This window comes from Affinirhizobium capsici, assembly GCF_977018625.1.
This window is the reverse complement of record NZ_CDRNXD010000002.1, coordinates 287,271-300,486: the sequence shown is the minus strand read 5'-3', so window position 1 is coordinate 300,486 and position 13,216 is coordinate 287,271. Positions and strand designations below refer to the sequence as shown.

The following is a 13,216-nucleotide window of genomic DNA, read 5'->3' as shown; positions in this document are numbered from 1 at the left end:
TCTCGCTTACTTGACGAGATTGCAGCCGCTCTTGGCCGGATCGAGGTAAGCTTCCTTGCCGGGAATGGTCGCCAGCACGTTGAAGTAGTCCCAATCCTTCTTACTGTCGCCAGGCTTCTTTACTTCCAGCAGATACATGTCCTTGAACATGCGACCGTTCGGGCCAACCGTGCCGTTTTGCGCGAAGGCATCATCCACCGGCATTTCGTGGAGCTGCTTCGCAACGGCCTCAGTCTCATCCGTGCCAGCCTTTTGCACCGCCTTCAGATACTGAAGAACTGCAGAATAGGTGCCAGCCTGGATCATGTTCGGCATCTTGCCCGTGCGCTTCATGTAGCGCTCACCGAATTCGCGGCTCTTATCATCGCGGTCCCAATAAAAGCCTTCTGTCAGCGTCAACCCTTGGGCCGCTTCAAGACCGAGACCATGTACTTCAGCCAGCGTGAAGAGGAGAGCTGCCAAGCGCTGCCCGCCCTGCGTGATGCCAAATTCTGCAGCCTGCTTGATCGCGTTTTGTGTATCCGCACCGGCATTGGCAAGACCAATCACGTTCGCGCCGGAAGACTGTGCCTGCAACAGGAATGACGAGTAATCGGCATTGCTGAGCGGGTGACGAACAGAGCCAACCACTTCACCACCATTCGCCTTTACGAAATCGGATGTCTGCTGTTCGAGCGAGTAACCGAAGGCATAATCAGCCGTCAGGAAGAACCACTTCTTGCCGCCCTGCTTAACGAGTGCGCCGCCTGTGCCGACAGCCAGCGCATGTGTATCGTAAGCCCAGTGGAAGCCATAGGGGCTGCACTGCTTCCCAGTCAGCTCCGTCGTAGCGGCACCGGTGACAATATCGATCTTTTTCTTTTCCTTGGCGATGGCCTGCACCGCGAGTGCGACGGATGACGTCGTCAATTCCATGATCGCATCGACCTGGTTGGTATCGAACCACTGGCGAGCGATATTGGAGGCAATATCCGGTTTGTTCTGATGGTCGGCATCGACAATTTCGATTGGAGAATCCAGCACCTTGCCGCCGAAATCCTCAACAGCCATCTTGGCGGCTTCCACCGAGCCCTTGCCGCCAAAATCCGCGTAGACGCCAGACTGGTCATTTAAGATACCGATCTTGACCTTGCCATCGCTGGCAGATGCGGCAAGCGCAATGGACGTGCTGGCAAAAAGGGCTGCCATAGATGCGATGATGGTACCGCGCATATCATTATCCTCCCAAGATAACGCGAAGCTCATACAAGCCTGTCGAAGGTGGCCTGTGCAAAAACTGCCCGTGAACCCTCCTCAAAGTCCACGCACAGGACTTCAAGTTTCTCTTAAAAATCCGCTTGCGCAAGCAATTGAGCGGAATAATTTCAAACAGGCTCTGTTCGTTTTTGAACAGAACTGGAGGAGGACGGATGAACAAGCCCCATTTCACCTGGGACGATCTGCAGTTTTTTCTGGCTGTTGCGCGTTCCGGGCAACTCTCTACGGCTGCAAAGAAACTGAGGACAAGTCATGCAACCGTGTCCCGTCGCATCGACCGACTGGAGTTTGCGCTGAAGATCAAGCTCTTCGAGCGCAATCCCCGCGGCTATGTTTTGACGCAGGTTGGGCAGCGATTCGTGGAAACGGCAGAACGTGTTGAGCAGGAGACAGAACGTCTTCAGGCTGAACTGGCCGGAAGCGGGCCGGCTCAGCAGGGCGTCGTGCGACTTTCGGCACCTGAAGGGTTTTCCAATTTCTTCCTCGCGCGGCGTTTCGGTCAGCTCACGGAGCGGCACCCAAACATGGCGCTGGAACTGGTGACGATCCAGCAGATCATGGCTCTCTCCAAAAAAGAGGCTGATCTGGCGGTAGTGCTCGATCCTCCGAAGGCTGGTCCGTACCATGTCGAGAAGCTGACAGATTATGCTCTGCAAATCTACGCGAGCAATGAATATTTGACGCGACATGGCGCGCCGCAGAGCCGGGAAGAACTGCTTCATCATAAGTTCATCGGTTATATTCAGGACATGATTTTTGCGCCGGGCCTTGATTACCTGGGTGATATTCACCCCAAAATCCAACCGGGCCTTCAGAGCTCCAGCATTTTTGCGCAGTTGACAGCCACCCGTAACGGGCTTGGCCTTTGCGTACTGCCTTTTTTCATCGCTCGCCAATACTCGGAGCTACAGCCCGTTCTGTCCCAATTGAAACTGGACCGGCACTATTGGCTGGTTTGTCACAACGATCTTGTGCAGTCGGGCCGCATCCGCTCCATGATCAGTTTCCTGCGGGACATCGTTGCCGCCGATCAGGATCACTTCCTATGCAATGGCCTGAATCAGAGCCGCCGTAAGATCTGAGATACCCTACCAATTCTGGAGGATAGCCTGGTTGACCTTCTCTCGCCAAAGCATTGAACTGGAAAGGATATCGGGGAAAAGGCCAGGAATTGCGAAGAAGGGCGCTGACGGATCTGCTTTCTCCATTCTTGATACTGCCTCAAGCACCTGCTCACGACGCGGGTCATCACAATCGCCGCGCTTGCGCACGGCTGCCATCCACACGCCAACCGCATAGGCTGTCGCCGCCCCCGCCTCTCCACTCGCCAAGGCATCCACAGCAGGCATCAGCAGACGCTGGGGTAGTTTCTGCGTTGTATCGAGAGAAATTTGGATGTTGCGGTGGGCAATCGTGGGATTCGAAAAGCGGGCCAGAAGCTCCTCAATATAGGCAGGAATGTTTATGCCCGGCACAGGGTCGAGGGTGCTGACCACTTCTTCCATGTGTTGCCTCGCCTTAGCCGCCAGTTCGGGAACGGCCATGACATCGCGAATATACTCAAGGTTTGCTAGGATGCCCAAATGGGCGAGAAGGGTATGGGCACCGTTCAGCAGCCGCAACTTCATCTTTTCATACGGCTCGACATTCTGCGCAAAAATAGCTCCTCCCGCCTCCCAAGCGGGCCGACCATCGACGAAGTGATCTTCGATCACCCATTGAAGGAAGGGCTCTGTATCAAGCGCGAGTGCATCTGCAACGCCTAAAAGCGTTTCTGCACGTTGGCGGGTTTCATCCGTCGCGGCTGGCACAATTCGGTCAACCATCGAGCAGGGAAATGCGCCTTCCCTCGCAATCCAATCGGCCAGCGCCTCGTCCCGCTCCTTTGCCATTTCCAGAACCAGACGGCGAACAACCCTGCCATTGGAAGGCAGGTTGTCACAGCACAGAACCGTAAAGGGGCGAAGACCCGCTTGTCTGCGGCGCGCAAGGCCCTCCACTAGAAACCCCAACACGCCGACAGGAGCTTCCGGCGCGGCAAGATCAGCCCTTACGGATGGGTGGTTGCGATCCAACCCTCCAGAAACAGCGTCGAGACCGTAGGCTTTTTCCGATACCGTCATGGTAACAACTTGGATCTCAGGGCAGGCCAGATATTCTAGCACTCGCTTTCTATCGGTTGCCGCGCAAATCCAATCGACTGTTGCACCGATAATCTCAGAACTATCCCCAGCCTCGCTGCGCACCGTGAGAGAATAAAGCCCATCCTGCTCCTTGAGGGCTTCAACGGGTTCTGGTGAACGAAGGTTGACCGCGACGATGCCCCAAGGCCCAAATTCGGCCTCCAAAGCGCGCTGCGTATAAACCGCCTGATGTGCCCGGTGAAAAGCGCCAAGACCGAGATGGACAATGCCGGGCGCAAGTTTCTGACGATCATATGCTGGCTGACGGACTTCCGGGGAAACAGCCGCCGCATTGGATAATCTTTGCATTTCAGTTCCTCAATCTAAATTGCGGATGCGCTAGCGCCCGCTCTATTCCGCGTAGCTCAGCAAGCCCCTTCAAGCGGCCAATGGCCGGATAACCCGGCTGCGCATCCCGCATGACATCGTCCAGAATTTCCTGCCCATGGTCGGGTCGCATAGGGATTTGATGGTCGGCACGACCAAGCTTGCGCCTGCGCGCTTCTTCTCTCAGCAATTCGGCAATGACTGCGACCATATCCGTGCCGCCTTCCAGATGCTCATCCTCAAAAAAGGAGCAGGGAAGATCATCCATATCGCGCGTGACATTGCGCAAATGCACGAAATGAATTCGATCAGCGAAACGCCGCACCATCGCTGGCAAATCATTATCCGCGCGTGCACCGAGTGAGCCGGTACAGAAGGTCATTCCATTGGCCCGACTGTTGACCTGTCCCAGCATATAAGCATAGTCATCTGCTGTGGAGAGGATACGCGGAAGACCGAGCAGCGGCCACGGCGGATCATCTGGATGAGCGCATATATTGATGCCGACCTGCTCCGCAACGGGTGCTACTTCGGTCAGAAAATCCACCAGATTTTGCTGCAAGCGCTCACGCTTGATACCCTCATAGATGAGGAGTTTTTCCCGCAACTGATCGAGCGTGTAGCCATCCGCCGATCCAGGCAAGCCTGCACCGATATTTTTGGCCAGCGCAGCAATCTTGGCATCAGACATTGCAGAAAAAGAACGAGCTGCCTTTTCGCGCAGCATTTCCGAATAGTCTTCCAAAGCGCCCGGGCGTTTCAGAATATAGAGGTCAAAGGCCGCAAATTCTGTTAGATCAAACCGCATGGCTTTCGCGCCATGGCGTGTGTCCCAACGCAAATCGGTTCGCGTCCAATCCCGCACTGGCATGAAGTTATAGCAGACAGTTTCAATGCCGGACCTTGAAAGCCGCCGCAATGTCTCCTGCCAGTTCAGGATGTGGTTCTTCCAATCGCCTGTCTGAGTCTTGATTGCCTCCGAGACCGGAACGCTCTCTACTACGTCCCACACAAGCCCGCCCTGGCGGATCTCCTCGTGGCGCCTGGCAATCTCCTCATCCGGCCAAACATCGCCCGTAGCGATGTGATGCAGTGCACTAACAATGCCTTTTGCGCCAGCCTGTGCAGCATCGCGCACGCTGACTTTATCGATCGGTCCAAACCAGCGCCAAGTATGTCTCATCTACTTTGCGTCCTCGCCGAAGCTTTCCGAAAACCTCTTTTGTGCAAGCGTCAGGTGAGAGCGCATAGCTTCACGCGCCGCGATAGGGTCGCCGGTCGCAATCGCGTCTCGAATGAGGCGATGTTCGTCCAGGGCCGACTTCCAGGTGTGCGGGCCTTCAAAATAGCTGGCGAGTTTCTTGAAATATGGGGACATGCGCCAATCGTAGATCAAGCCGGTAAAGTGGTTGAGCGCAGAGTTTCCAAGCATGTCCGCAATGGCGGTGTGAAACTCACGGTCGCAGCCTAATGCCGCCACTGAATCGTCCAGCACCTCCTCCATCCGGCTGAGGTTGGCATCCAACTTTGCAATAGCGTCAGCCGTAGCGACACGGGCAGCTTCCTCGGCTATCCCGCTTTCTATCAGGCACCGAGCTTGCAAAACTTCAAAAGGGCCGCTTGCCTCATCTTCCGCGGACACTTCAATAATTTGTCTAGCGGGGCGCTGACTAACATAGACTCCAGAGCCCATGCGTATCTGGATATGGCCTTCAACCTCCAGAACGATCAGTGCTTCACGCACTGTCGGACGGGAGATCGCAAACCGCTCTGCCAGCTCCCGCTCCGGCGGGAGCCGAGTACCTGGCTTTAGCTCACCTGTTTCGATCAGGCCCCGAATCTGTTCCGCAACCTGTCGATACAGCCGGCGCGGCTCCAGTGCTACGAACATCCTCGCCTCCTGTTACTTGGTCAGATTGTCTGACCAATTCCAACTAAGAGGTATTGGCGGCGGGTGTCAATAAAACATTGCTTCAAAAGACTGGATCGCCGCCATCGACTGGCGCGGCAAAAAGATGGAGCAGATCCTGTGGCACATCTTCAACTTGGGAGTAGCGCCACTTTGGGTTCCGGTCCTTATCGATGATCACCGCACGAATGCCTTCAACAAAATCGCCATGCTCCAACACACGCGAGACGAAGCGGTATTCATGCTGAAGGGCAACTTCCAGCGTATCAGCGTGACGAACAGCTTCAAGAATCGTCAGCAGAGAGATGGGGGAAGCCTTAGCGATGACGTCCTCAGCCTTGCGCGCCCACTCTTCTGAAACATTGGACAATCCCTTGCGTATGTCCTGGATGGTGTCGGCTGCGAAGACGGCATCTATCTTTGGCTGAAGTTCTGCGAGTGGCGATTGAGCATCTTTCACAGCGAACTTTTCAATCTCCCGAACATCGCCTGTGGCAATGAGTTGTGCCTTTAGCTCGTTCAAACGCTCACGCGGAACGAGGTAATCAGCCATGTTGGCGTGGATCGCATCCGCCCCATTCATGCGCGTACCGGTGAGACCGAGATATTCCCCAACGTGGCCCGGAGCCTGATTCAATAGATATGTGCCGCCTACGTCGGTGATAAGACCAATGCCAGCTTCCGGCATGGCAACTATGGAATGTTCTGTCACGATGCGATGCGACCCATGCGCGGATAGCCCCACGCCGCCGCCCATAACGATGCCATCCATGAAAGCGACATAGGGCTTAGGGTAGCGGGCGATCATGGCATTGAGGCAATATTCCTCCCGCCAGAAGGCATTGCCTGCCTCATACTCACCTGTTTTGCCGTAGTGATACATGGCGCTCAGATCGCCGCCGGCAGAGAAGGCGCGTTCAAAATCTGAATCGATCATGACCATGCTGATCTGCGGGTCGGTTGCCCAGCGTGTCAGCGCTTGCGTCATCACGGATACAATTGTCTGGTTGACCGCATTTAGTACCTTGGCACGGGTCAGCGTAATATAGCCAACTCGTCCTTCGACGCGCACCGTCAGATCGGAATTGCTCATATCCATGTCCTTCATCATCCTTTATTCGAACGGTCCCAAACGGGTTTGCGTTTCTCGAAGAAGGCCGCCACGCCTTCTCGAGCCTCCTCTTGCTCCCAAGTATTCGCCAAGGCTGTGATGCTTTCCTCAATGCGATCGGGATCAAGCGAGCGAGAAAGCGACCGCGCTAACGCCTTTGCCGTTGCAACGGCACCGGGCGCAGTCGCCAGATAACACTCCGCCTCCTGCTGCGCCGCAGCCATAAGGCCAGATCTTTCCACCACACGGGAAACCAAGCCTAACTCGACGGCCTCAGCACTTGTGAAACGCCTGGCAGACATGAAGATGCGGCGCGCGCGTCCCTCGCCCAATCGGGCAAGCACATAAGGCCCGATGGTGGCTGGAATAATACCCAGCCGCGTTTCGGTCAGCCCAAAAAGGCATTCCGGGCTGGCGAAAACAACATCGCACACTGATGCCATGCCAACCCCACCACCGAAGGCGCTACCGTGGACAGCTCCAATTAACGGCAAAGGCAGGCTGTTCAGGAGGTTCAGCATGGTTGCCAGCTTGCGCGCTTCCAACATTCGCGTCTGACGGTCTGCACCCATTTGCTGGCGCATCCATTCCAGGTCGCCGCCAGCACAAAACACATCCCCCGCGCCGGACAAAATAACTGCCCGCCAATCGTGCTCTCCAACTGCCTTGTTCGCAAAATCGGAAAGTTCCGCAATCATTTCGGCAGAAAGCGCGTTTCGCTTCTCTGGACGGCTGAGAGTGAGCAATACAATGCCGCGATAATCGACCTCAACCTTAATGGTATTCGTCATGGCATTCTCCGTAGCCTTCTCGCGTATCTGGCTGTTTCATCGAGTAGGTCGAGATCCAGTCCGGTTTCAAACCCTAGAGAATGCAGATGTCTGGCCACAGCCTCGGTCGCAACATTGCCAGCCGCACCTGGTGCATAAGGGCATCCACCGAGCCCGCCGATGGAGGCATCGAATACTCGCAGGCCTGCATCGAGCGCGACATCGATATTGGACAGTGCCATGCCGCCTGTATCGTGAAAATGGCCAGCCAGAATATGCGGCGGCGCAGAGCCAAGAACGGCTTCCAGCATCGCTTTCACTGCCTCAGGCCTTGCACGTCCCAAAGTCTCACCGAGCGAGATTTCGTGACAACCGAGAGCCAGAAGCCGGTTGACCACGCCTGCGACTTGATGTGGCGGAACAGGGCCATCGAAGGGGCAATCAACTACGACCGACACATAGCCGCGCAGCTTTACACCATCGGCGATAGCGGCTTCAGCCACAGGTTCCAGCCTTTCGATGCTTTCAGCAATAGTAGCGTTGAGGTTTGCACGGCTAAAGCCTTCGGATGCCGAGACAAAAATGGCTACCTCATCCACTTTGGCCAATTTTGCTGCCTTATAGCCCTTATTGTTCGGCGCAAGCGCCGCGTAGGACAGACCATGGCGACGCGGGACACCTGCCATCACTTGCGCCGCATCCGCCATTTGGGGCACCCATTTCGGGCTGACGAAGCTCGTCGCTTCGATGCGCCGAAACCCGCACCCGGCGAGCTTTGTAATCAGCGTGAGCTTGTCGTCTGTTGCAATCCAATCAGGTTCGTTCTGCAGCCCGTCACGAGGGCCGACCTCATAGATTTCGACTTGCTCAGCCATTAATGTTCTCTTCCGCTTCCAGACGAACGAGCGGATCGCCAGCCGCGATTTGCACACCTTCGCTGACCAGCACCTCCGCGACTGTGCCGTCACGCGATGCCCGCAGCGTATGCTCCATCTTCATCGCTTCCAGAATACATAGAGGATCACCAGCCTTAACAGCCTGCCCAACCTCCACCGATATTACTCTTACAAGACCTGGCATGGGTGCGAGCGTCACATCGCTGCCTTTTCCTCCCGCGGTTTCGCGTTGCAGCGGATCATGCAGTTGAACACTCACACTGCGACCGGCGGCAAAGACGTGTATGCCATTTGCTTCCACTACAGACAGATCCGGCTCGCCTTCCATGCGCCATTCAGAACCTGTTCTTATCGCTGTAAAGCTGTGCTCTCTCACGTGTACCTGGCATTTATCTGTCGTGAGGAATGTCAAGAAGACCGGGAGAACCTCGTCCCTGCGTTCCAACCAAATGCTTTGCCGCAGCGGCTGCCAAAGAGAAAAACCTGCCAAAGGGTCGTCGGGCAGTTTGGCGGCATGTAGGGCCGCCTTGGCCATCATGGCTGCCTCCAAACCTGGATTTGAGTTCTCGCCCAGCAGAAAATCCAGATCGCGTCCAATGAGGCCGGTATCGACAATGCCTGTCCGAAAGCCGCGATGGCGCGAAAGTGCCGTGAGAAAGGTGAGGTTGGTGACAGTACCGGCGACTTGAGTTTCCTCCAAAGCGCGGGACAATTTAGCCAGAGCGATATCGCGTGTTGCGCCATGGGTAATGATCTTGGCGATCATTGGATCGTACCAAGGGGAGATCGTGTCGCCTGTTCCCACCCCTGTATCGGCGCGGCAGTTTGATGGAAATTGCAAATGCGCAAGTTTGCCGGTCGCGGGCAGAAACCCGGCCGGAACGTCTTCAGCGTAAAGACGCGCTTCAAACGCATGGCCGTGGAGTTGGATTTGCTCCTGCTTCAGGGGCAACGGCTCACCGCTGGCCACACGTAACTGCCATTCCACGAGGTCTAGCCCGGTGATAGCTTCCGTGACAGGATGCTCCACCTGCAGTCGTGTGTTCATTTCCATGAACCAGAAGCGGTCTGGCCGTAGCCCTTCCGACCCGTCAACAATGAACTCAATGGTGCCAGCACCGGAATAGCCAATCGCTTTCGCGGCTCGCACTGCGGCTGAACCCATGGCCTCACGCATTTCAGCCGTCATGCCCGGAGCCGGCGCCTCTTCGACGACCTTTTGGTGGCGTCGCTGAAGGGAACAATCGCGCTCGAACAAATGGACGGCATCCGCCCCATCGCCAAAGACCTGAACCTCGATGTGTCTTGGCGAGGCGACACATTTTTCAATCAGCACGGCATCATTGCCAAAGGCGTTCGCCGCTTCGGCCTTTGCTGCACGCAGGCCCTCCGTGAATGCGGAAGGCTCATCCACCCGACGCATGCCCTTGCCGCCGCCACCCGCCACGGCCTTGATCAAAACCGGATAACCGATCCTTTCCGCCTGCATGTGCAGGAAATCTGGGTCCTGACGCTCGCCATGATAGCCGGGAACGACAGGCACACCCGACTCTTCCATCAGAACCTTGGCCGCATCCTTGAGCCCCATGGCGCGAATGGCCGAGGCAGATGGACCGATGAAGATGAGGCCAGCCGCGGCCAAAGCATCAACGAAATCCGGATTTTCCGACAAAAAGCCATAGCCGGGATGTATGGCCTCCGCCCCGGTTTTCAGCGCGGCATCAATAATGGCCGGGCCATTGAGGTAGCTATCCCTCGGTGCCGAACCACCGATGTGCACGGCCTCATCCGCCGCCGTGACGTGCATGGCAAGCCGATCCGCATCAGAATAAACGGCGACGGTCGCGACGCCTAGTTGACGCGCAGTTTTGATAATACGGCAGGCAATTTCCCCGCGATTGGCAATCAGGATCTTGCGAAACATCTGAAGCTCTCCCGCTCGCGCGTTACATTCTGAAAAGGCCGAAGCGCGTTTCTTCAATCGGCGCGTTCAGGCTGGCGGAAAGGGAAAGTGCCAGCACGTCGCGCGTGCGGCGTGGATCGATGATACCGTCATCCCAGAGCCGGGCTGAGGCATAGAGCGGATGGCTCTGTTCCTCGAACATGTCGAGTGTCGGCTTCTTGAACGCCGCCTCCTCATCGGCAGTCCATTGACCGCCTTTCCGCTCAATGCCCTCGCGGCGCACAGTTGCCAAAACGCCAGCCGCTTGCTCCCCACCCATCACAGAGATGCGGGAATTGGGCCAGGTCCAGAGAAAACGCGGTGAGAAAGCACGGCCAGCCATGCCATAATTGCCAGCACCGAAGGAGCCACCAACGAGCATAGTAATTTTCGGAACTGAGGTCGTGGCAACGGCGGTCACCATTTTGGCGCCATGGCGCGCAATGCCTTCATTCTCGTATTTCCGACCAACCATAAAGCCGGTGATGTTTTGCAGGAACACCAGCGGAATGCCACGCTGTGAGCAAAGCTCCACGAAGTGCGCACCCTTCTGAGCACTTTCGGAAAACAGCACGCCGTTATTAGCAACAATGCCAATCGGACAACCCAGCACATGGGCAAAGCCAGTGACCAAGGTTTCGCCAAACCGTGCCTTGAATTCATCAAACCGGCTGCCATCAACAATGCGGGCAATGACTTCGCGAATGTCGTAGGGTGTGCGTTGATCTGCTGGAACCACATCGAACATTTCAGCCGGATCATAGGCTGGCTCTTCCGGCGTTGCCCACTGAACACTGGAAGGCTTCATCCGGTTTAAGTTGGCAACAGCACGCCGTGCCAAAGCCAGCGCATGGGCGTCATCCTCTGCCAGATAATCCGCAACGCCGGAAAGGCGCGTGTGCACATCGCCCCCACCTAGATCTTCTGCACTCACCACTTCGCCCGTGGCGGCTTTGACGAGTGGCGGCCCCGCCAGGAAGATCGTGCCTTGGTCACGAACGATAATCGAGACATCGGACATGGCTGGCACATATGCACCACCAGCCGTGCACGATCCCATGACGACCGCGATCTGCGCGATCCCTTTCGCGCTCATCTGTGCCTGATTATAAAAGATGCGCCCAAAATGTTCGCGATCCGGGAAAACCTCATCCTGATTGGGAAGATTGGCCCCTCCGCTATCCACCAGATAAATGCAGGGCAGGTTACAGGCCTCTGCGATTTCCTGAGCGCGAAGATGCTTCTTTACGGTCATGGGATAATAGGTGCCGCCCTTCACGGTCGCATCATTGGCAACGACCATCACGTCCTGTCCCTCGACCCGTCCAACGCCAGCAATCAGCCCGGCAGAGGGGGCGGCATCGCCGTACATTCCGAAAGCTGCGGTGGCGCCGATTTCAAGGAAAGGCGAGCCGACATCAAGGAGATTTGCCACTCGCTCGCGAGGCAGCATTTTACCTCGCGAGACATGGCGGCTGCGTGCCTCTGCTCCACCGCCTTCTGCGGCAAAGGCTGCAGCAGCACGGATGGTCTCCAGCATAGCAAGATGCCGGGTGCGATTTTTCTTCGCGCTCTCCGATCTGGCAATGTGTTGGGATTTTAATTTCATCGGCTCCTCCTGCCGCTCTTCCTCGCGTCAGGGCATTGCTGCCATCAACTCGCGACCGATCAGCATGCGCCGGATTTCAGACGTGCCTGCGCCGATTTCCATCAGCTTTGCATCCCGGAAAAGGCGGCTGACCGCGCTGTCATTCAGGTAACCAGCGCCGCCCAGCGCCTGCACCGCCTGATGCGCCTGAACCATGGCCTGTTCGCTTGCATAAAGCACGGCCCCCGCTGCATCCTGCCGCGTCACCTGCCCGCGATCGCAAGCCTTTGCCACTTCGTAGACATAGGCGCGAGACGTATTGAGCGCGACATACATATCGGCAATCTTGCCCTGCATGAGCTGGAAATTGCCAACCGGCTGGCCGAATTGTTCCCGGCTTGCCACGTAGGGCAGGACCTCATCCAGGCAGGCCGCCATGATGCCGAGACCGATGCCGGAAAGCACCACGCGCTCATAATCGAGACCGGACATGAGCACACGAACGCCGCGGCCTTCCTCGCCCAGAACATTCTCAAATGGAACTTCAACATCATCGAAGATGAGCTCTGCCGTGTTGGAGCCACGCATTCCGACCTTGTCGAAATGAGGACTGGTGGAAAAGCCCTTCATGCTCTTCTCAACGATGAAGGCGGTAATTCCCTTCGATCCCGCCTCTGGGGCGGTTTTGGCGTAAACCACGAGCGTATCGGCATCCGGGCCGTTGGTGATCCAGTATTTGTTGCCCTTCAAAACATAATAGCCGTTTCGCTTGGTAGCCCGCAGCTTCATCGACACCACGTCTGAACCGGCTGACGGTTCTGACATCGCCAAGGCACCTACATGCTCACCGGAGATAAGCGCTGGCAGATACTTCTGCTTCTGCGCCTCAGAACCGTTGAGCTTGATCTGATTGACGCAGAGGTTGGAATGCGCACCATAGGACAGGCTTACAGATGCCGATGCGCGAGCAATCTCTTCCACTGCCACGGTATGGGCCAGATAACCCATGCCAGCACCACCGAACTCCTCACCCACAGTAATGCCGAGGAGCCCGAGCTCACCCATGTCCTTCCACAGTTCATTGGGAAAGCTGTTGCTGCGATCAAGCTCCGCCGCCATGGGCTTTACTCGCTCTTGAGCCCAGGCGTGAACCGTCTCACGCAGAGCAGCGATATCTTCGCCCAGATCGAATGTCATGCTGGAATGAAACACAGCAATCTCCTCCCAAAGATC

The 13,216-nt window shown here is 56.5% G+C and carries 11 protein-coding genes; 1 reads left to right on the top strand and 10 read right to left on the bottom strand.

Annotation, left to right across the window (positions count from 1 at the left end):
- Positions 1-6 precede the first annotated feature (6 nt).
- Positions 7-1,212, bottom strand: coding sequence for an ABC transporter substrate-binding protein (locus AC0JZ1_RS01395; protein ID WP_471880654.1), 1,206 nt, complete (start codon positions 1,210-1,212; stop codon positions 7-9).
- Between the two features lie 197 nt (positions 1,213-1,409).
- Between AC0JZ1_RS01395 and AC0JZ1_RS01390 the strand changes: the two genes are divergently transcribed.
- Positions 1,410-2,339: a LysR family transcriptional regulator gene (locus AC0JZ1_RS01390; RefSeq protein ID WP_471880653.1), complete on the top strand. Its 930-nt coding sequence runs from the start codon at positions 1,410-1,412 to the stop codon at positions 2,337-2,339.
- A 6-nt stretch (positions 2,340-2,345) separates the two neighbouring features.
- Here AC0JZ1_RS01390 and AC0JZ1_RS01385 read toward each other — a convergent pair whose 3' ends face one another.
- The 9 genes from AC0JZ1_RS01385 to AC0JZ1_RS01345 form a co-directional block, all read right to left on the bottom strand.
- Positions 2,346-3,749, bottom strand: coding sequence for a mannitol dehydrogenase family protein (locus tag AC0JZ1_RS01385; protein WP_471880652.1), 1,404 nt, complete (start codon positions 3,747-3,749; stop codon positions 2,346-2,348).
- A 1-nt stretch (position 3,750) separates the two neighbouring features.
- A complete protein-coding gene (gene uxuA / locus AC0JZ1_RS01380) occupies positions 3,751-4,950 on the bottom strand; it encodes a mannonate dehydratase (protein WP_471880651.1) in 1,200 nt (399 codons plus the stop codon).
- The gene (locus AC0JZ1_RS01375) at positions 4,951-5,658 is read right to left on the bottom strand and encodes a FadR/GntR family transcriptional regulator (protein WP_471880650.1); all 708 of its coding nucleotides are present in this window, start codon (positions 5,656-5,658) and stop codon (positions 4,951-4,953) included.
- 82 nt (positions 5,659-5,740) lie between these two features.
- Positions 5,741-6,775, bottom strand: a complete 1,035-nt coding sequence (locus AC0JZ1_RS01370; protein WP_471880649.1) for an enoyl-CoA hydratase/isomerase family protein — start codon at positions 6,773-6,775, stop codon at positions 5,741-5,743.
- An 8-nt stretch (positions 6,776-6,783) separates the two neighbouring features.
- Positions 6,784-7,578, bottom strand: a complete 795-nt coding sequence (locus AC0JZ1_RS01365; protein WP_471880648.1) for a crotonase/enoyl-CoA hydratase family protein — start codon at positions 7,576-7,578, stop codon at positions 6,784-6,786.
- Positions 7,575-8,432, bottom strand: a complete 858-nt coding sequence (locus tag AC0JZ1_RS01360; protein ID WP_471880647.1) for a hydroxymethylglutaryl-CoA lyase — start codon at positions 8,430-8,432, stop codon at positions 7,575-7,577. The genes AC0JZ1_RS01365 and AC0JZ1_RS01360 overlap by 4 nt, the downstream gene beginning before the upstream one ends.
- On the bottom strand, positions 8,425-10,377 hold the full coding sequence (locus AC0JZ1_RS01355) for an acetyl/propionyl/methylcrotonyl-CoA carboxylase subunit alpha (protein ID WP_471880646.1): 1,953 nt from the start codon (positions 10,375-10,377) through the stop codon (positions 8,425-8,427). Before AC0JZ1_RS01355 ends, AC0JZ1_RS01360 begins: the two co-directional genes overlap by 8 nt.
- Before the next feature lie 22 nt (positions 10,378-10,399).
- A complete protein-coding gene (locus AC0JZ1_RS01350; RefSeq protein WP_471880645.1) occupies positions 10,400-12,004 on the bottom strand; it encodes a carboxyl transferase domain-containing protein in 1,605 nt (534 codons plus the stop codon).
- A 27-nt stretch (positions 12,005-12,031) separates the two neighbouring features.
- Positions 12,032-13,180, bottom strand: coding sequence for an isovaleryl-CoA dehydrogenase (locus AC0JZ1_RS01345; protein WP_471880898.1), 1,149 nt, complete (start codon positions 13,178-13,180; stop codon positions 12,032-12,034).
- Between the last annotated feature and the right edge of the window lie 36 nt (positions 13,181-13,216).